Origin of the sequence: Paraburkholderia sp. EG286A, assembly GCF_040965375.1 — a bacterium.
GTDB lineage: Bacteria > Pseudomonadota > Gammaproteobacteria > Burkholderiales > Burkholderiaceae > Paraburkholderia.
In genome coordinates, this window is sequence record NZ_JBFRCB010000004.1 from 94,467 (window position 1) to 112,187 (window position 17,721).

The 17,721-nt window shown below is 63.4% G+C and carries 19 protein-coding genes and 1 pseudogene; 6 read left to right on the forward strand and 14 right to left on the reverse strand.

The features are described 5' to 3' along the window. Positions 1-16: 16 nt before the first annotated feature. Together AB4Y35_RS19280 and AB4Y35_RS19285 are read left to right on the forward strand one after the other, a co-directional pair. Positions 17-550 (forward strand): helix-turn-helix transcriptional regulator, encoded by a 534-nt coding sequence (locus tag AB4Y35_RS19280; RefSeq protein ID WP_368706111.1) that lies wholly within the window; start codon positions 17-19, stop codon positions 548-550. A gap of 27 nt (positions 551-577) precedes the next feature. Beyond that, positions 578-991 carry a VOC family protein gene (locus tag AB4Y35_RS19285; RefSeq protein WP_368690025.1) on the forward strand — a complete coding sequence of 138 codons (414 nt, stop codon included), beginning with the start codon at positions 578-580 and terminating at the stop codon, positions 989-991. Positions 992-994: 3 nt separating this feature from the next. On the opposite strand, the gene AB4Y35_RS19290 is transcribed toward AB4Y35_RS19285, so the two are convergent. The 3 genes from AB4Y35_RS19290 to AB4Y35_RS19300 form a co-directional block, all read right to left on the reverse strand. Then, entirely contained in the window at positions 995-1,309 is a 315-nt protein-coding gene (locus tag AB4Y35_RS19290; protein ID WP_368705498.1) for a hypothetical protein, read from the reverse strand. 149 nt (positions 1,310-1,458) lie between these two features. Further along, entirely contained in the window at positions 1,459-1,650 is a 192-nt protein-coding gene (locus AB4Y35_RS19295) for a hypothetical protein (protein WP_368705499.1), read from the reverse strand. A gap of 262 nt (positions 1,651-1,912) precedes the next feature. Next, positions 1,913-2,368 (reverse strand): MarR family winged helix-turn-helix transcriptional regulator, encoded by a 456-nt coding sequence (locus AB4Y35_RS19300; protein WP_368705500.1) that lies wholly within the window; start codon positions 2,366-2,368, stop codon positions 1,913-1,915. Positions 2,369-2,627: 259 nt separating this feature from the next. On the opposite strand from AB4Y35_RS19300, the gene AB4Y35_RS19305 reads away from it, so the two are divergent. Beyond that, positions 2,628-3,122, forward strand: a complete 495-nt coding sequence (locus AB4Y35_RS19305) for an SET domain-containing protein (RefSeq protein ID WP_368705501.1) — start codon at positions 2,628-2,630, stop codon at positions 3,120-3,122. Between the two features lie 12 nt (positions 3,123-3,134). Here the strand turns inward: AB4Y35_RS19305 and AB4Y35_RS19310 are convergent, their stop codons facing one another. The 10 genes from AB4Y35_RS19310 to AB4Y35_RS19355 all read right to left on the reverse strand — a co-directional run bounded on the left by AB4Y35_RS19310 (position 3,135) and on the right by AB4Y35_RS19355 (position 13,520). Then, positions 3,135-3,521: a porin gene (locus tag AB4Y35_RS19310; protein WP_368705502.1), complete on the reverse strand. Its 387-nt coding sequence runs from the start codon at positions 3,519-3,521 to the stop codon at positions 3,135-3,137. Positions 3,522-3,637: 116 nt separating this feature from the next. After that, positions 3,638-4,474, reverse strand: coding sequence for a hypothetical protein (locus tag AB4Y35_RS19315; RefSeq protein ID WP_368705503.1), 837 nt, complete (start codon positions 4,472-4,474; stop codon positions 3,638-3,640). Between the two features lie 372 nt (positions 4,475-4,846). Next, positions 4,847-5,563, reverse strand: coding sequence for an SDR family oxidoreductase (locus AB4Y35_RS19320; RefSeq protein ID WP_368705504.1), 717 nt, complete (start codon positions 5,561-5,563; stop codon positions 4,847-4,849). Positions 5,564-5,607: 44 nt separating this feature from the next. Continuing rightward, positions 5,608-6,489, reverse strand: coding sequence for an NAD(P)H-binding protein (locus AB4Y35_RS19325; RefSeq protein ID WP_368705505.1), 882 nt, complete (start codon positions 6,487-6,489; stop codon positions 5,608-5,610). Between the two features lie 75 nt (positions 6,490-6,564). Further along, positions 6,565-7,137, reverse strand: coding sequence for a TetR/AcrR family transcriptional regulator (locus AB4Y35_RS19330; protein WP_368705506.1), 573 nt, complete (start codon positions 7,135-7,137; stop codon positions 6,565-6,567). Between the two features lie 148 nt (positions 7,138-7,285). Further along, positions 7,286-8,173 (reverse strand): hypothetical protein, encoded by an 888-nt coding sequence (locus tag AB4Y35_RS19335; RefSeq protein WP_368705507.1) that lies wholly within the window; start codon positions 8,171-8,173, stop codon positions 7,286-7,288. A 174-nt stretch (positions 8,174-8,347) separates the two neighbouring features. Beyond that, entirely contained in the window at positions 8,348-9,517 is a 1,170-nt protein-coding gene (locus tag AB4Y35_RS19340; protein ID WP_368705508.1) for an MFS transporter, read from the reverse strand. Between the two features lie 50 nt (positions 9,518-9,567). Next, entirely contained in the window at positions 9,568-9,741 is a 174-nt protein-coding gene (locus AB4Y35_RS19345; RefSeq protein WP_368705509.1) for a hypothetical protein, read from the reverse strand. Positions 9,742-9,949: 208 nt separating this feature from the next. After that, positions 9,950-12,019 carry an ATP-binding protein gene (locus AB4Y35_RS19350; protein ID WP_368705510.1) on the reverse strand — a complete coding sequence of 690 codons (2,070 nt, stop codon included), beginning with the start codon at positions 12,017-12,019 and terminating at the stop codon, positions 9,950-9,952. Then, the gene (locus AB4Y35_RS19355) at positions 12,006-13,520 is read right to left on the reverse strand and encodes an ATPase domain-containing protein (protein ID WP_368706112.1); all 1,515 of its coding nucleotides are present in this window, start codon (positions 13,518-13,520) and stop codon (positions 12,006-12,008) included. Before AB4Y35_RS19355 ends, AB4Y35_RS19350 begins: the two co-directional genes overlap by 14 nt. Positions 13,521-13,823: 303 nt before the next feature. On the opposite strand from AB4Y35_RS19355, the gene AB4Y35_RS19360 reads away from it, so the two are divergent. Then, positions 13,824-14,045 carry a dodecin family protein gene (locus AB4Y35_RS19360; RefSeq protein ID WP_368690012.1) on the forward strand — a complete coding sequence of 74 codons (222 nt, stop codon included), beginning with the start codon at positions 13,824-13,826 and terminating at the stop codon, positions 14,043-14,045. 156 nt (positions 14,046-14,201) lie between these two features. Here AB4Y35_RS19360 and AB4Y35_RS19365 read toward each other — a convergent pair. Beyond that, positions 14,202-14,498, reverse strand: a pseudogene (locus tag AB4Y35_RS19365) (lysylphosphatidylglycerol synthase domain-containing protein); the annotation flags it as partial. 499 nt (positions 14,499-14,997) lie between these two features. Between AB4Y35_RS19365 and AB4Y35_RS19370 the strand changes: the two are divergent. After that, positions 14,998-15,453 carry a (2Fe-2S)-binding protein gene (locus AB4Y35_RS19370; protein WP_368689981.1) on the forward strand — a complete coding sequence of 152 codons (456 nt, stop codon included), beginning with the start codon at positions 14,998-15,000 and terminating at the stop codon, positions 15,451-15,453. A 1-nt stretch (position 15,454) separates the two neighbouring features. Then, positions 15,455-17,719 (forward strand): molybdopterin cofactor-binding domain-containing protein, encoded by a 2,265-nt coding sequence (locus AB4Y35_RS19375; RefSeq protein WP_368705511.1) that lies wholly within the window; start codon positions 15,455-15,457, stop codon positions 17,717-17,719. The last annotated feature ends 2 nt before the right edge of the window (positions 17,720-17,721 follow it).

The window sequence follows — 17,721 nt, forward strand, 5'->3', positions numbered from 1 at the left end:
CACTCAAGACGAATGCATGCCAGCCAGCGCAGCCCTCCACGCCGATGCGCCCACGCTCACCGACGCGCATCCTGAACCGCCCGACGCCGAACCCCTGCTGGACCCGGCCCTGCTGCGCCGTCTGTTGCGCGCGAAAGACCGCATAGACGCCGCCTCTCACGAGGCGTGGCCCGTCAAGCGCCTGGCCGAGGTCAGCGGCGTATCCGAAGCGCATTTCGCACGCTCCTTCAAGCGCGCTTTCGGGCTCCCGCCGCATCGCTACCTGCTCACGCGGCGCATCGAGCAGGCCACCACCCTGCTGCGCGACACCGATCTCGACATCACGGATATCGCTTTCGCCACCGGCTGGGAGAGTCTCGGCACCTTTGGCCGCACGTTTCGCGACGTGACCGGCTCGAGCCCCAGCGCCATGCGCGTTCAGGCGCGGGCCAACCTGCCCGAGATCGACCGGGTGCCCGCCTGCGTGCTGAAAGCCGCGCAGCGCCCCGACCTCACCACAGCAGTTTTGGAGAAGCGGCGGCGTGCGGGCAAGGCTAAAGTGCGGCCCTGAAGTGCGATCACTAACCAGGGAGGTGTTATGAATCAGGGTATCAATGTGGTGGGCCTGTACGTCGACGACCAGGACGAGGCGCTCAAGTTCTACGTCGACAAACTCGGATTCCGTGTGCATACCGACGTGCGCAATGGCGCGTACCGCTGGCTCACGGTCCAGCACCCGGAGCAGCCATCGTTCCAGCTCGGGCTGTTCCTGCCCGGGCCGCCCGTTCACGATGAGGCCACTGCGCAAACGCTGCGCGCCATGGTCGCCAAGGGCGCCATGCCGCCCCTCGTGCTCGCCGTGGCGGACTGCCGCGCGAGCTACGAGCGCCTGAAGGGTCTGGGCGTGGAATTCACCCAGGAGCCGGTCGACCGCTACGGCAGCGTCGACGCGGGCTTTCGCGATCCTGCCGGCAACGGCTGGAAGATGATCCAGGCGCCGAAGCAGGCATAGCGGCTAGGCATGCGCGGCTTCGAAGGCGATGCCTTCGGCCGCGTCTTCGAAATGGTCGCGGCTTTCGGCGATTTCCTGATAGTCGATCTCGCCGTCGAGCATGACGTATTCGTGTATGCGCAAGCCAGCACACAAGATCACCTCGATATTGCGATCCGTCGCCGGGAATACGGCCTGCGGCTTGCCCCGCTGGGTGATCACCAGAAGCTGGCTGCCCAGCCTGTCCTTCATGAATAGTGTCTGCGTGACTCGTGAGGTTTCCACGCGCGTGCGATCGCCCACCAGGTCCAGATACGTTTCGCTAATGTTCCTGAACATCCTTGCCTCCATTCCGGCGTTGCCTGCCGTTCACTTTCAGTTACATGACAAGTCAACTATAGTGCCGAAATAATCCGCGCGCAGGCGACATCCTGTCGCGTAAGAGCGCTTAATTGAGCGCATCCTTCTTCAGATCATTGACATTTTTGTTAATCGAGCGCAGCGAACGGCGCGTGGCCATCCATCCAGTCGTACTGACTGGTCGGCGTCGCCCACGCCCAGTTCGAAGGCGAACGCGCAGCCGCGCCGCGGCTCGCGCGATCCGCGCCGCTGCGTGGCACGGCATGTGTTGCGCGATCCTCGGCGCTCGTCTCCTGGCTTTCCGCGATGATGTCTTTCATGTCCGTCCTGCTCCAATGAAATTAGATCCGCATGTGGCGGCCGGCGATTCGCAGGCGCAACCAGCATGTTTTTCGATGTGAGCGAACGATACGGCAATCCATTGAAGCGCTTTTTGCTTCAAATGCCATTCTTTTATGCTTGGGCGCCACTGAGCGTTAACGCCTGGCGCACCGCGAAGCGGTGCTACGCTTCGCGGTGGCAATTTGATGACAATTCAATGACGTTCGCGTACCAGATATTCAGGCGCGAACCGGGAAGCGGTCAGGGCGTGGCGTCCCAGCCGTGTGACGCGAGGACCTTGTCGAGCAAAAAGCGCAGCGCAACGCGCTCGGCCTCGTTCAGCCCGTGGTAGAGGTCGCTTTCGCGCTTGTCCAGGGTCGGGCCGATCTTCCTGAATATCTTGCGGCCTTCGGCGGTGAGCGAAATGATGACGCTGCGTCCGTCCTTGTCGTTGCCCGTGCGCGCGAGGATCTCCTTCGAGAGCATGGCCTCGACCGTGCGGCTCGCCTGGCTCTTGTCGAGGTTGGCGCGCCGCGAGATGTCCATCACGGTTTGCGGACCGAACGTGCCGATCGCGGCGATGATGCTCGCCTCCGGATACGGCACCCCCAGCTTGTCGCGCGACATCTCGCTGCTCATGCGGTCGGCGATCTTGGTCAGTGCTTTCAGCCGATAGGTCAGCGAGGCGTCTGCGCCTGGCTCATTCGTGCTTGCCATATGCCCACTCGAGAATTGGATCCGGAAACCCGCGAAAGAAACCCGGGTATGTTGCCCTGATCCTGCCCGCGAGGTCAACTGTGGGGCGCACACTTGTCAGAAACGAAGAATCGGACGCCGTCCGCTTCAATACGGTGCACGCACTGTGCGAAGGCGCCATACGCAGCGTCGTTGGCCATATCCATTTTCATCACTCGCATTCATCGTGGCCGCTTATACTGCACGCGTTCAACGCGCGAAGATGGCCATGAGCAAACGAATGACTGTCCGGCAATCGCCGGTGCACGGAAAAGGCGTCTATGCGTTGCGTGCCCTGCGGGCCGGCGAGCGCATCTTCGAATACAAAGGCAAGATCATGAGCTGGCGTAGCGCGGCCCGGCGTTATCGTCTGCGTGAAGACGGCGCGCATACGTTTCTCTTTGGCCTTTCCGATGGACGCGTGATCGACGGCGGCCAGGGCGGCAACTGGGCGCGCTGGCTCAATCACGCGTGCCAGGCGAACTGCGAAACCATCGAAATCGACGGTCACGTATTCATCGACGCGTGCCGCGACATCCTGCCGGGCGAAGAGCTGTTCATCGACTACGCACTCGAACTGCCCGACGACGCCTGCGAAGACAGCGTGCGCGAATACATCTGCCGCTGCGGCGCGCCGGCGTGCCGTGGGACGATGCTCGCCGGAGCCGGTGTTGGCGTTGGTGTTATCGCTGACACCGGCGTGAGTAGCATCGTCAGCGTTGTCAGCCTGCTTTAGGCTGCCCGCCGCCTAGAACCGGTGCCGCATGCCGATCGCGACAACCGTCTGTTGATTCGTCGACGACGGCGACTGCCCGCCGATATCCGCACCCAGACCCGATCCATCCGCACTGATGTGCTGGTGGCTCGCCTGCGCATAGACGTCGGTGCGCTTCGAGAGGAAATAGTCGGCCTGCACCGACACCTCGTGCCAGCGCGGGTGATGCTCGCCGCCTGAACTCGAGAGCGCGCCCTGTGTGTAGGTGTACGCGCCGTTCAGGCTGAATTGCGGCGTGAACGGGTAGCTCGCGTTCACCTCGTAGTTGCTGAAGCTCGCGCCCTGCCCGTTCTGCACGAGGCCGAGGCTGTCCGCGCCGTTGATCGTGTCGAGGCCGCCCAGTTGTGTGCGGGTCCACACGAAGCCGAAGCGCGCATGGCGGCACGCTCGTGCTACGCAATCGGGTGGTGGAGGGGCGTACCGTTGGGCTCGATGCCGAGCTGATTTTGCCGAGAGGTGATTGAACCCGTGGGCTCTCAGTTCGAAGCCGCTTTGCGTGCGGCATCGTCGGTGGACGGCCCGGTTCCACGCAGGTTCGTCACGTTTTGCAGCAGGTCGAACCAGAACGGCGCGCCGAACAACGTCGCGCTCGCCGTGAGCAGCCAGCCGACGATCATCCAGGCCACGCCGTCGGCGTAGGCGCCATCCCTTTGCCAGCCGATCGGCAACTGGTTCATCAGCGAAACCGCATCGGCAGACGCGTTCCCGTGCAGCGCACCCGCGAGCGAGGGATGCATCCATAGAATCCTGAACAGAAAAACCGTATCGATGTTCAGTGCAATCACGATGACAAGCGCCACGGCAAATGAAATGAACTGCGACCAGCGCTTGTAGGTGCCGGAAAGCCTGTCCATCCCGTTGTCGAACCACTTGCCGAGCGCGTCGGAAAACTGGCCGACATCCTGGTTGGCGTGCCGGTACATCGCCTGCAACACCTCCCTCAACTGCTGGTTCTGGATGGTGGCAATCGACTGGCCGATGTCCTGGTCGGCACCGGGGGCGCGCCGAAGGATATCGATCATCGCCAGGGCAAAGTCCTTCGACGGAATATAGGAGGGCTTGTACTTCAGGTCGCTCGCATTCGTCGCGTCACCGGCGTCGCGCGGGCTCACGAGCGCGTGGTTGTAGAGGTCGCGCGCCATGCCGTTGAACTGCGGGTCGTTCAGGATCTGCTTGACGCCGGATAGCAGACACTTCGCGCGCAACTGCAAAAGCGACGCGAAAAGCTCGGTCACGGTGCTGACGGCAAGGCTCACCGCGAAATAGCAGAATACCAGGCCAATGCCGACTTCGAGTACGGTGCTGTTGAACATGTGCGGCTCCGCGTGCTTGCGCTTCAAAGAAACGAGAGACTGCACAGCCGGCTGCTCTTCGAAGCATGTTCGTGACATTCGCGTGGCGGGAGCCCTCTCTTCAACAATCAGCGGTTTTGACACGACGCTCAAGACCGTAAATGCGGGTTGTGTGGGGAATCTCACACAGAGAACGCAACGGAGGGACTACTCGCCTTAACTGCCGATACACGAATTCAAACATTCGCAGTTCGAATCATTTATCGAACGAAGCGATGATTCGAAACCTGTCGCTTCCGGCACTTCGCTCTACATCCGGCCGATATCGAGGGCCGGAGCCGCGCAGTCTTCATGCGCGCGGCGCACCGGCACTTTGCCGCCGAGTACGGCACACTATGCCATCAGCGCCGAAGGATCGATATACCCCGGCACCGCCGCCGAAAGCGATTGCTTCAACTCACGGCTGCCTGCATCCGCGAGCACTTCGCTCTCTCCCGCTTCGAGCGCGTCGTAGGCCTGGCGAACGACATCGACTGGACTGACTTTCGGCACGTCGAAATCCTTCGTGAGATCGGTATCCACGAAGCCCACATGCACGCCGACCACGCCGACCTTGCGCTCCCTGAAGTGCAGGCGGATGTTGTTGGTGTAGCTCCATGCCGCCGCCTTCGAAGCGGAATACGGCGCGAGGAACGGCACGGCTCGCCACGAGACATCGGAGAGCACGTTGATCACGCCGCCGTTGCCGTCGCTGGGCAGCACGGATTCGAACGCGCGTGTCGTGCGAATCACGCCATAAAAGTTCGTTTCGAAGATGCGCCGCGCCTGGTCTTCTGCCTCTTCCGCAAGCGGGGACGCGAGAATTTCCGCAATCCCTGCGTTGTTCACGAGCAGTGTCACGTCCGAGGCGATCTTCGCGGCAGCCGTAACTGAGGCCGGATCCGTCACGTCGATCTTGACCGGAACGATGCCGGGTTCGTTGAAGCCTTCCGGGTTGCGCACCCCAGCGTAGACCTTTGCGGCCCCGCGGGCCAGGGCCTCGCGTGCAAAGGCCAGACCGAGGCCACGGCTTGCACCGGTTACAAACACGACGGAATTCCTGATTTTCATTTTGAATCTCCAATGAAATTGATCATGCAAAGTGTTCGTTTGAATCAGGCCCGGAAGAGCTCGCGGTGCTCGCGAACGAACGCCTCGACCGTCTGCGGCGCCTTGCCGGTCACTTCCTCGATGATGCTATCGGTCCCCTTGAACACGCCGTTCTGATAGTCGACAGCGACTTCGATGAAGTGCTGGATCGTAAACTCGGGAAGGTCGTACTTCTGCAAATGCGCGCGATATTCATCGAGTGTACCGGGGCGATAAGCGATCTTCCGGTCGATGACCTTGCCGATCTCGTCGGCAATGCCCTGGTGGTCGAGTTCGACCGGCCCGCAAAGTTCGTAGCGCTTGCCAATATGGCCCGAGGGTTGCGCGAGCACCGTGGCGATGAAGCGGGCCTGGTCAACGGCGGTGATCGGCGCGTGGCGACCCGCGCCGTAAGGCAGCGTGATCTGTCCTTGCTGGACGATGGTGTCGCGCACCCACGGGAAGATCAGCCATTCGGAAAAGAAGGTCGGGCGAACATGAATGGTCGGCACCCCCGACCAGTCGAGCACGCGCTCGGCGATCCAGTGATCGCGCGCGGCGTGGCTCTTCGCATTCTCGCGCGCGGAAATCTGCGACATTTCCACGACGACTTCGAGACCGGCGCGGCGCGCGGCGTCCGCGAAATACGCGGTGCCCTGAATGAACCCGGGCCGAACGGGATAGCAGAGATAAGCGCCCGTCACGCCCGAGGTGGCGCGGATCAGGTCGTCGTGATCGAGCAGATCGCCCACCACCACTTCGGCGCCGGCGGCGCGCAGCGCGGCACTGCGCGCGTCTTCCGTACGGACCATCGCGCGAACCGCGTGTCCGGCTTCGAGCAGGTTATTGACCACGTGCACGCCGGTTTTTCCCGTGGCGCCGGTAATCAGGAATTTACGCTGTTGCATGATGAGCTCTCCGTTAAAGTGCATATGCACATGTGTACCCGAAATAAATCGCCAGTCTCTGGCGACAGTTTTCGTTCAGATCGTTTCGATGCGTTGCCTGACGTCTTCCAGCAGCGACGCGGAAGCGTCCGGATCGGGGATGATGCGCGCCATGGTCAGCGCGCCGATCATGGCCGCGAGCGCGAAAACGGCCTGCGAGCGGTCCGCCTCTTCCTCCGGTGACGCCATGCGCGCCGCCAGCATGTCGACGAGCGCGTCGAAACCGCGCGACGCCGCCGCGCGCGTCGCGTCGTCCGCGCGCGCCAGCTCGCTGCCCATGCCGGCAAGCGGGCAACCGTTCGCGCGCGCGTCTCGATGACCGGTGGACATGTACGCGTCCACGACCGCCCGGAACGCGTCCTCGCCCGTGGCCCCATCCGCAGCGGCGACGAGGTTTTCGACGATGCCGGCCAGCCCCGCTTCGCACGCCTCGGCAACCAGCTGGTCCTTCGACTCGAAATGGCGGTAAAAGCCGCCATGCGAAAGCCCGGCGGCGGCCATCACGTCGGCGAGGCCCGTTGCGTGGATGCCATTCGCCCTGAATGCTTCAGCGGCGACTTCCACGATGCGCTCCCGCGTCTGCGCCGTTTCGACTTTCGACTTCCTCATGATGCGACCCCGCTCCGTGATTCGATGTTGTTTAGATGGTAGTCATCATCTAAATGGAAGTCAAGGTGAGTTTGGGGTGTTCGGGCGTCGCGGGGCAGCCGGAAACCCGATTCGGCATCACTCATGTCCGAGACGACCGCATCACGACCTACTGGCTTGTCTGCAAGCGCCGGCACTCTGCCTGTTTCATATCGATGTAATGCTGCCGGTCGATTTCGTGCAGTTGTCGCGGATATTGCTCGCTGGCGCTGAACCACTCATTCAGGCGTTGCTCCAGGCGCGTATCGGGCAGGCTGGACGGTTCGCCGATAAAGGCATCGATAGCCAGGTAATAACGCATGGTATTGCGTTCGACGAGGCCGCGCACCCCATCGGCGTATTTCGGCTCTGTCGCGGACGGACCCGCGATATTGGTGAATCCGACCTTGCCGCGACCGAAAGTTGCCAGATAGCCCTTCATGGCGAGACGCCCGAATACGCCGTAGCTGTATGCGTAGGTCAAGTGCAGAAACGTGCGATCACTTCTGAGAGACACCGCTTCCAGAACGATCTGGTAATCGCGGGTGTCCAGCGGTCCGCTCGCGGCGTGGAGGTTTATCCGGAAATATCCCGGGCTGGTCATCGCCGGATCGTATTCGAATTGAAGGCGGTAAGTGGAAGCGAGCTTCTCTTCGGGCACCTGGTCCTGGCTGACGTTGACAGTCAGCGTGTCTGCGCTGCTGCTATGCGAAACATGGCAGTACTTTACATTGGGATGCAGGATCAGTATGTCGCACCAGTTCTTTGGGCCGTGCGACAGGGCATCGAGGATACGGCTGACCTTCGTGAACGGGTAGTCCATCACAGCGTAGATTTCGCCTGCGACCGTGGATGAGGACTCGCGGGAATCGAGGTACAGCCTCCGATGAAATGCGTTCTGGTCGAGTTGTGGTTTCAGGGTCTCGTAGGTGGCGCGCAAGATGGTGGCATTGTCGACCGTTTGAGCGGCCTGCACGATGGATGACGGGTACCATGCGGCGAGGATGAGAATACACACCGTACCGCGTAGCCACCCGGTGACTGAACATCGGGGAGACCGGGTCATCTCTGGTTCAAGGAGACGGGGCATGAGCATGCCTTGAGTTAGGTGGATCTCGTCCACAAGTATTGTGTCTTCTGGATTCTGCGCACGGATCATGCCTCTGCGGCGATTGATTCGCACCCGCTCCTCTCATGCCGCCCGGCGCGCCACTCGTGCGCCGACCGCGAGTGCGACGCACGCGAGCGCGGCACAGAAGACTGCGAACACCACATTGGCCCACAGATGGCCAACCGCGCCCGCAAGCAGCGCAACGCCGACTGCAGGCACCGAGTTTCCGGTGTAGCAGCACAACAGATAGGCCGATAGCAATTCCGCGCGCTTGTCCTGGGGAGCGATGCGGTTGATCTCCTGGAGACTACCGCGAAATCCCCACGCGCTCGCAACACCGCAAAGCGCCGTCGCCGCCAGTAGCCAGGCGAGCGAGCCGTCAATCTGCGCCCACAGGAGGATGGCGAGGCTGGGCGGCAAAAACCATAGCCCCGCCGACATCGCGGTCCGCGCCGCAAGCATGGGCGTCGCGATGACCGTAAGCGCCCCGGCCAGGAAGAGTTCGGCAACCACCGCGCCGCTCAGCGCAGGACTGTGTATGCGCATGCTCCCGGCGAGCAGATTGGGCAGCAGTGCAGCGTAGAACCCCAGTAGCGCGAAGGTAGCGAAAGCCGTCACGGCGGGCGCCACGAAAGCGAAGCGCAGATCGCGTGGCACCCCGACACGTGGCTTGAGCGAAAGCTGCGCGGGCGAATGCGTGGGCGATTCGACCGTTTCGCAGGCGAGCGCCGTCGATGCTGCCGTTACCACGAGCACGGCCAGATAAACGATGAAGGGCAGGCGCAACGGCCACGGCGCGAACTGTGCAAGGAGGCCCGCGATCAGCACGCCGACCGCGAGGCCCGCGAGATTGACGGCCGCAGCGAGCCGGCTCGCACTCGCCTTGTCGTCGGCGGCGTACAACTCCGCGATCCATGCCGTTGCGCTCGCTGCGCCAACACCAATGGCGAGCCCGCTAAGTGCGCGCCCGAGAAAGAGCATGACGGGGTGCACGGCGAACAGGAACACCAGCGCACTCACGATCGCCACGGCGAGCACGATGAGGCTGACGGCGCGCCGCCCTGCCTGATCGGAGACGCGCCCAAACGCGAACAGCGCTACGAGATTGCCGGTTACGTAAGTGGCGTAGACGAGCGTGACCGTCAGTTCGGAAAGGCCGAAGCTGCGTTGATAAAGCGGATAGAGCGGCGTGACCATGGTGCTCCCCGCGTAGATCACGCCGAGCAGCACCGCCGCCGTGATGAGCGACATGCGCCGGTTCAGCCTGCCCTGCCATGTACGCGCGGCCACTGTGCGAGCCTTCAGGCGCCATCGCGGGTGGCCTTGTCGATGGCCACCGCGCGAAGCGGTATCGATTTCGTGCCGGGCACCCTGCTTTCCTTCGCGTACTGCCACAGTGGCAAGGGAGATGCCTCGGCTCCCTGGTCAAAATGTGTAGTTTCGCTACGCTGCGACGTGTCTTGCGCTTTTTCCATGTCGTCCCTCGATAAGCTCCTCAGCTCTCGATGGGTTCGAGCGCAAGCGACATTCCGCGCGGCCGTAGCGTCGCTCGTTTAGGCGCGCCTAAGGCTCGACGGCCGCACTGGCACGACCGAACCTTGAGCACGGCTTTCGGACAGTGGCGAGGCTGGCGGTGAAACCACCGGCATTGAAGAGGGGGATAGGCAACGTGGCGTCGGACCACTACCCGATGGCCCTGGCCTTGGTAAGGGCCTTCGCTATCTCCGCGACAAGCTGGTGTTGCTGATACGGTTTACGAAGTCTCTGGATTTCGACGTCGGCTCCCTGCGGAAGCTCTGCGTAGCCAGTGGCCAGGATCACAGGGAGTGCCGGGCGCAACTCGCGTGCGGCCAGCGCCAGCTCCAGGCCCGTCATTCGTGGCATCGAATAGTCGGTGAGCAGGAGATCGATCTTGCGCCCCGCCTTCAGGATCTCGAGTGCGCCTGCGCCCGAGTCGGCTTCGATCACCTCATGTCCCATATCCTGAAGGAGGTACGCAGTGCTCGTTGCGATCAGGGCATCGTCATCGACGAGAAGAATGCTCGCCTGGATCGGATCGATTGCGCTGCCCTCCGGCTGCGCATCGTGCTGCAGGTCATCGGGCGTGACGCGTCGCGAGGTAACGGGCAGCCATAACTCTACCCGCGTCCCTCGTCCCGCCTCGCTCTCGAGGCGCAGGGCGCCGTTCAGTTGCAGCGCGAGTCCGTGAATCATCGAGAGACCCAACCCCGTCCCTTTGCCGAGCTCTTTCGTTGTAAAGAACGGCTCGGTTGCTTTCGCAAGGGTGTCCGGATCCATGCCTTTCCCGGTATCAGTGACGATGATGCGTACGTAATCGCCCGCAGGCAGTCCGTTGTCGCAACACGTGTGTATGTCATCGACCGCTATCGACAACGCCCCTCCCTCCGGCATCGCGTCGCGGGCGTTGACCACCAGGTTCAGGAGCGCGAGTTCGACCTGATTCCCATCGGCAAGGGTAAGCGGAATGCCCTCCGGCAAACTCAGCTCCAGCGCCACTCGCGGCCCAATCGACCGCTCCAGGAGATCGATCATGCCACGAACCACGGTGGGGAGGTGGGTCGGCTCGACCTTGAGATCCTGCTGCCGCGCGAAGGCCAGAAGGCGCTGCGTAAGCGCGGCGCCACGCTGTGCTCCCCTAAGCGCGCCGTCGATCAGTCGCGTTGCTCGAATGGCGTCCCGCGGCTGTTTGCGCAGCAGTTCGAGATTGGCCATGATGGCCATCAGCAGGTTGTTGAAATCGTGGGCAACCCCGCCCGTCAACTGCCCGATCATTTCCATCTTCTGAACCTGGCGCAGCAACTCTTCCGCGCGCTCGCGCTGCCGGATCTCGTCCAGCACGAGCTGGTGGGTACGCTCGAGCTCCGCAGTGCGCTGGGCAACCCTTGCCTCGAGCATGTCGTTGACCCGCTGCAGGCTGTCTTCCGCCGCCTTGCGCAGGGTGATATCGGATGTCACCCCGACGAGCCGCGCGATCTTTCGAGTGCCGTCTCGAACCAGCCGCGCGCGCATGTCCGCCCAATGCACCGTCCCGTCTGGCCAGATCGTACAGAGTTCGAGTGCGAAATCGCAGCCGGTCGCGAGGCTGCGATTGATTGCGTCGGTTATGCGGGGCCTGTCGTCGCGACTGATGCCGGCAATGAGATCGGTGTACGTGAAAGGCTCGCCTGACGCAAGCCCGAAAATCGCGTGACACGCAGGCGAGGCCACGAGTGCGAACGTCGACAGGTCCAGCTCCCATGAGCCCAGTTTCCCTGCCGTGAGTGCGGTATGCAGGCGCGCCTCGCCTTCGCGCAGTTCATCGATACGCAGACGGGCTTCGAACTGCCGCGCCCGGCCACGCAGCGCGGTGCCAACCGCGCTGATAAACGTCCGCGGATGAAACGGGCGCTCGATGAACGTCGCGTTTCCCAGCGTCGCCGCGAGTCGGGCCAGTTCGGGGTCCCGATCCGGCGCGCCCCCGCGCTGCGTAAGGATGATGAACGGAAGGTCCGACCATGTGGGCTGCGCCGAAACCCAGTTTTCGAGTGGCTTGAGGTCGGCACCTCGCAGCCCCTCGTCGGTCACGATCGCGCAACAAATTCCCTCACCGAGCTTTGCGACGAATTGCTCGAAATCGCCACATACGCACGCCAGCGCGCCTGCCTCCTTCAGGAGAGCCGTGGCAACGACAGCGTCTCGCCCAACAGGTGTAAAAACCAGTGCGGGACAGCGATTGAAATCAGGTGCTTTCATTGCCAGCGGCGCCCGTCGGCATGAGCGGCCCTGTGTTACCCACGAACGTGGGTACACCGCGCAGGATGCCCTGGAAGCTGTCGAGCGGTGCCCCGACGTTCAGACCGAATCGCCCAATGCGAAATTCCCGGATCGTCTCCTCGTGACGACCGGTGCGCTTCTTGATGATCGACACCGCACGTCGCACGCTTCCCAGTGCCTCGAAATACCGCAGCAGGATGACCGTGTCGGCAAGATACGTGACGTCGACGGGCGCCTTCATGTCGCCAACGAGCCCATGCTGCGCTACCGTCAGGAAAGTCGTCGCGCCTTGCCTGTTGAGGTATTGCAGCAATTCGTGGATATGCAGGACGAGCGCGTTCTCCTGCGGCATGGCAGCCTGGTAACCGTTGAGGCTGTCGATGGCCACCGTTTTGGCCTCGGAGTGATCGACGCAAGTGCGTACGCGCTGGGCGAACTCGCCAGGCGAGAGTTCCGCGGCATCGACCTGCTCCACATGCAGCCGTCCGGCGTCGCGCATCGCTTCAAGGTCGAAACCCAACGCGCGGGTCCGGTCAAAGAGCAGTCCAAGTTCTTCGTCGAAGGCGAACAGCGCCGCCTTCTCGCCCCGGGCGACCGCAGCCGAAATGAACTGAAGCACAAAAATGCTTTTGCCAGTGCCCGCCGGTCCTAACACCAAAGTGCTCGAGCCCTGTTCGATGCCGCCGCCGAGAAGCGCATCGAGTTCCGCCACGCCGCTCGTCATTTGCTCGCGTGCAAACCTGACGCGATGTTCCGCGGCAACGAGTCGGGGAAACACGGCAACACCTCCGCGTTTGATGGTGAAGTCGTGATAGCCACCACGGAACGCCTGCCCCCGGTACTTGGAAATCCTCAACCTGCGCCGCTCGGCTCCATAGTCAGGGGCAAGTTCTTCGAGCTTGATGACGCCGTGGGCGACGCTGTGTACGGTTTTGTCTGCGGCATCTGCAGTCAGGTCGTCGAGCAAGAGGACGGTCGCTCCCTGTCGCGAGAAGTAATGCTTGATGGCGAGCACCTGGCGGCGGTAACGCAGCGAACTCTGCGCGAGCAGACGGATTTCCGACAGGCTGTCGAGGACGACCCGCCTGGGCCGAACTCGTTCGAAGGCATCAAAGATCAGGCGGGTCGTCTCCCCGAGCTCGAGATCGGACGAATACAGCAGACTCTGTTGCTGATCCGCATCGAGCAGGCTCTCCGGGGGCACCACCTCGAACACGGCGACGCGATCGCCCAGTTGCCAGCCATGCGACGCGGCGCCGTCGCGCAATTCCCGCTCCGTTTCGGACAGCGTGATGTAAAGGCCCTGATCGCCCGCCTCGACACCTTCAAGGAGAAACCGCAGGGCGATGGTCGTTTTCCCGGTGCCGGGGCTCCCTTCGAGAAGGAACAGGTTTCCCTGAGTCAGCCCTCCCGCCAGGACATCGTCCAGCCCGGGAACGCCAGTGCGCACGATCGGCTTGGCTTTGGTCTCATCGTCCATCAGGCGCTCCTGACTGCTCGGTGTTTGACGCGCTATTCCCGCATCGCGGGCGGCCTGGCTCACTGAATCCGTCTCGATGCAATGAATGCGGCGCGCTACGTGCGCAAAACGCATGCCCGCCCTCCTTCCGCCGCCCTCCTTCCGCCGCCCTCCTTCCGCCGCCCGATGGAAGCTGCCGGAGGAGATCGCGAAGCGAGCGCCGGGTTTCCGTGCGGCGGCCATGGAGCGTGTCTCCCAGCGTATCTGCGAGGCACGCGGAATGCGCGTGGCGGTCCATCGCCCATCTCAACACGGAGAAAGACCATGACCAAAAGCACGGATTCCAGCGTCTATAAGGTGACGGAAATCATCGGCACGAGCACGACTTCCTGGGAGGAAGCCGCAAAAAATGCAGTGGAAACCGCAGCCGCGTCGTTGCGCGACCTGCGAATCGCCGAAGTCTGCAAACTCGACATCAAGATCGAAAACGGCAAGGTCGTTGAATATCGGACCCGGGTATCCGTGTCCTTCAAGTACGAGACCTGAGAAGATCGCAGGCCACGATTGCGCCCCGGGCGCCGTGAAGCAATGGGGAAGTGGCGCGCGCTTTGGTCCCTCTACTGCGCTTCACGATCGGAAGCGCTTGCGCCGGAGTTCGCTGTTTCGCCGCCTGTTGCGGAACCGGCCGGCGCGCGTCGCTCGTCACGCGCATTCCGCGACTTGCCATGCGACGAGCCCGGGCACAAAGACGATGATGTCACGAAACCTTCGCGCACCCGCAAGTGCGAGGCAAGTCTGCGGATTGAAACCGAGTACCGTGCCGATCAGCAAGAATCCCCCCTCCTGAACGCCGAGTCCGCCAGGCACAAAGAACGCGACACTACTGAGCGCCTGGATGAGCGACTCGAGTACGATTGCCTGCAGAAAGCTTCCTTTCGCTCCGAGAAAATAGAGCGCGAGCCAGAGCTCCAGCGCCGTTGCGATGCATTGAAGTGACTGAACAGGCGATGGCCGCAATAGCAAAGAGCATCTCGCTGATCAGCGTTAGCTGAAGATCGACGACGAGGCTCGCCATCGCCGGGGCCTTCGACGCCGTGCTCATCGCGAGCGGCTCGGTGGCACAGCGACCCGATATGCCGGGCGCCGAACCTGGCAACATCTACACGCTGCGCAACCTGGCAGACGCCGGGGCCATACTCCACGGTCGAACTCGACGACGGCAAACGATGCGCGTCGCCGGTGAAACCTACGCGGCGGGAGATATCGCGCGATTCACGCTCACCAGCGCTTTAGAAACGCCGTAAGCGAGTCACCACACCCGAACCGTTTTCTGCACGTATTTAACGGCGGCGCTACACTCGTGCGGTTATCGAAAGGCCGTGCCCACGGGCCTGCGCTTTGGCTGGCTCATTAGGCAAGCCACGCAGAACAGCCGGCGCGCGGACGCTTCGATTGCACGATCGAGAACGACAAATCCCCACTCTCGGAGAGCCGCTCCATGACGACGCTAACGATCAACGGAGAAACTCATACGGTCGACGCGCCGCCCGACATGCCGCTGCTCTGGGTCCTGCGCGACATCGTCGGCCTCACCGGCACGAAGTTCGGCTGTGGCATTGCACAGTGCGGCGCTTGCACGGTGCATCTCGACGGCGAGGCGGCGCGCTCGTGCGTGCTGCCCGTCGCGGCCGTTGCGGGCCGCAGGATCACCACCATCGAGGCGATCGGCGCCACCCCCGCCGGACAGAAGGTGCAGAAGGCCTGGCGCGAGATCGACGTCGTGCAGTGCGGCTACTGTCAATCGGGACAGGTGATGTCGGCGACAGCGCTCATCGCCGCGAATCCGAACCCGAGCGACGCGGATATCGACGCCGCCATGGCGGGCAACATCTGCCGCTGTGGCACCTATGCGCGCATTCGCGCCGCCATCAAGCAAGCCGCGAAGGAGGCCTGAGATGTCACAGGGTCTCCTCGATGCGCAAAACGGCGCGCCAGAACGCAAGCAGCATGTCTCCATGAGTGGCCCACTCTCGCGCCGCACGTTTCTCAAGCTCGGCGCAGCGGCGGGCGGCGGCCTGCTGCTCGGCATCAGCTTTTCCGCCGGCGCGCAGGGTGACAGCCAGACGCGTCAGTCGGTCGTTGGCGGCGACGGCAACGAAGCCCCGCAAGACGGCGTGTTCGAGCCGAACGCGTTCGTGCAGATCGACCGCTCGGGCAAGGTCACGCTGATCGTCCCGAAGGTGGAGATGGGGCAAGGCGTGTACACCTCGATTCCGATGCTGATCGCGGAAGAACTCGAAGTGCCGCTCGATAGCGTCACGATTGATCACGCGCCGCCCAATGCGAAGCTCTTCACCGACCCGCTGCTGGGCGGCCAGCTCACGGGCGGCTCGACGTCGATTCGCTTTGCCTGGCAGCCCATGCGCGAAGCGGGCGCGGCCGCGCGCACCGTTCTGATCCAGGCGGCGGCGCAGCAGTGGCAAGTCGATCCGGCCACCTGCCACGCCAAAGCGGGCGAGGTGCTGCACGACGCGAGCGGCCGGCGCATCGCCTATGGCCAGCTCGTCGATGCGGCCGCCCATCTGCCCGTACCGCAGAAGGTCGCGCTCAAGGACCCGAAAGACTTCACGCTGGTCGGCAAGCCCACAAAGCGCCTCGACTCGCCCGAGAAGGTGGACGGCTCGGCGCTTTTCGGCCTCGACGTGCGCCTGCCCGACATGGTCTACGCGGCCATCGTGAACTGCCCTGTATTTGGCGGCACGCTCGCGAAGGTCGACGACACGCACGCGAAGCAGGTGCCCGGCGTCACGCAGGTCGTGAAGATCGACAACGCCGTGGCCGTAGTCGGCGCGCACACGTGGGCCGCGAAACGGGGCGCTGCGGCGCTCGTCGTCGAGTGGAACGAGGGCGCGGGCGCGAACGTGTCGATGCAGCAGATCGTCGCCGATCTCGCGAGCGCCTCGCAACGCGAGGGTGCCGTCGCGCGCAAGGATGGCGACGTGCAGCACGGATTCGGCGGCGCGAAAACGCGCATCGACGCCGTCTATCAGCAGCCGTTCCTTGCGCACGCAACGATGGAGCCGGTCAACTGCACGGTCCACGTGCAACCCGATAGCTGCGAAATCTGGGTGGGCAGCCAGGTGCCCACGCGCGCCGTGGACGCAGCCGTGGCCGTCACGGGTCTGAAGCCCGAGCAGGTCACGCTGCACAATCACCTGCTGGGCGGCGGCTTCGGGCGGCGGCTCGAAACCGATTTCATTACCCAGGCCGTCAAGATCGCCAAACAGCTCGACGTGCCGGTCAAGGTCTTCTATACGCGCGAAGAAGATATCCAGCACGACATGTACCGGCCGTATTACTACGACCGTCTCTCGGCCGGGCTCGACGCGAACGGCAAGCCCGTGGCCTGGCAGCACCGCATCGCGGGCTCCTCGATCATGGCGCGCTTTGCGCCCCCCGCGTTCCAGCACGGCGTCGATCCCGATGCCGTGGAAGTCGCCGCCGACCTGCCCTACGACCTGCCGAACCAGTTGATCGAATACGTGCGCCAGGAGCCGCACGCGGTGCCCACCGCGTTCTGGCGCGGCGTGGGGCCCACGCGCGGCACGTTCGTGGTGGAGAGCTTCATCGACGAACTCGCGGTGGCCGCGAAAACCGATCCGGTCACCTACCGCCGCAACCTGCTCGGCAAATCGCCGCGCGCGCTCAATGTGCTCGACGTGGCCACGCGCGCCGCGAACTGGGGACCACCCATGCCGAAGGGCCAGGGGCGCGGCGTTGCGGTGATGCACGCGTTCGGCAGCTTCCTCAGCATGGTCGCGGACGTCACCGTGGACGACGGCGAGGTGCGTGTGAACCGCGTGGTCTGCGCCGTAGATTGCGGCATGGCCGTGAATCCCGAGACCATCGAGGCGCAGATCCAGGGCGGCATCGTGTTCGGCATCACGGCCGCGCTGTGGGGCGAGATCACGATCGAGCGCGGACGCGTCACGCAAACCAACTTCACCGACTACCGGATCATGCGCATCGACCAGATGCCGGTGATCGAAGTGCATCTGGTGAAGAGCGCCGAAGCGCCCGGCGGGATCGGCGAGCCCGGGACCTCGGCGGTCATACCGGCCGTGGCGAATGCGATCTATGCGGCGACCGGAAAACGTCTGCGGCACCTGCCCGTGGGCCGCCAGCTCGTGAACGCGGGCGCGTCCGCGCAGTCGGCTTGAGG

Coding starts and splice junctions, on each gene's coding strand:
- AB4Y35_RS19280 (WP_368706111.1), top strand. CDS start 17: ATGCCAGCCAGCGCAGCCCTCCACGCCGATGCGCCCACGCTCACCGAC.
- AB4Y35_RS19285 (WP_368690025.1), top strand. CDS start 578: ATGAATCAGGGTATCAATGTGGTGGGCCTGTACGTCGACGACCAGGAC.
- AB4Y35_RS19290 (WP_368705498.1), bottom strand. CDS start 1,309: ATGTTCAGGAACATTAGCGAAACGTATCTGGACCTGGTGGGCGATCGC.
- AB4Y35_RS19295 (WP_368705499.1), bottom strand. CDS start 1,650: ATGAAAGACATCATCGCGGAAAGCCAGGAGACGAGCGCCGAGGATCGC.
- AB4Y35_RS19300 (WP_368705500.1), bottom strand. CDS start 2,368: ATGGCAAGCACGAATGAGCCAGGCGCAGACGCCTCGCTGACCTATCGG.
- AB4Y35_RS19305 (WP_368705501.1), top strand. CDS start 2,628: ATGACTGTCCGGCAATCGCCGGTGCACGGAAAAGGCGTCTATGCGTTG.
- AB4Y35_RS19315 (WP_368705503.1), bottom strand. CDS start 4,474: ATGTTCAACAGCACCGTACTCGAAGTCGGCATTGGCCTGGTATTCTGC.
- AB4Y35_RS19320 (WP_368705504.1), bottom strand. CDS start 5,563: ATGAAAATCAGGAATTCCGTCGTGTTTGTAACCGGTGCAAGCCGTGGC.
- AB4Y35_RS19325 (WP_368705505.1), bottom strand. CDS start 6,489: ATGCAACAGCGTAAATTCCTGATTACCGGCGCCACGGGAAAAACCGGC.
- AB4Y35_RS19330 (WP_368705506.1), bottom strand. CDS start 7,137: ATGAGGAAGTCGAAAGTCGAAACGGCGCAGACGCGGGAGCGCATCGTG.
- AB4Y35_RS19340 (WP_368705508.1), bottom strand. CDS start 9,517: ATGTCGCTCATCACGGCGGCGGTGCTGCTCGGCGTGATCTACGCGGGG.
- AB4Y35_RS19345 (WP_368705509.1), bottom strand. CDS start 9,741: ATGGAAAAAGCGCAAGACACGTCGCAGCGTAGCGAAACTACACATTTT.
- AB4Y35_RS19350 (WP_368705510.1), bottom strand. CDS start 12,019: ATGAAAGCACCTGATTTCAATCGCTGTCCCGCACTGGTTTTTACACCT.
- AB4Y35_RS19355 (WP_368706112.1), bottom strand. CDS start 13,520: ATGGACGATGAGACCAAAGCCAAGCCGATCGTGCGCACTGGCGTTCCC.
- AB4Y35_RS19360 (WP_368690012.1), top strand. CDS start 13,824: ATGACCAAAAGCACGGATTCCAGCGTCTATAAGGTGACGGAAATCATC.
- AB4Y35_RS19370 (WP_368689981.1), top strand. CDS start 14,998: ATGACGACGCTAACGATCAACGGAGAAACTCATACGGTCGACGCGCCG.
- AB4Y35_RS19375 (WP_368705511.1), top strand. CDS start 15,455: ATGTCACAGGGTCTCCTCGATGCGCAAAACGGCGCGCCAGAACGCAAG.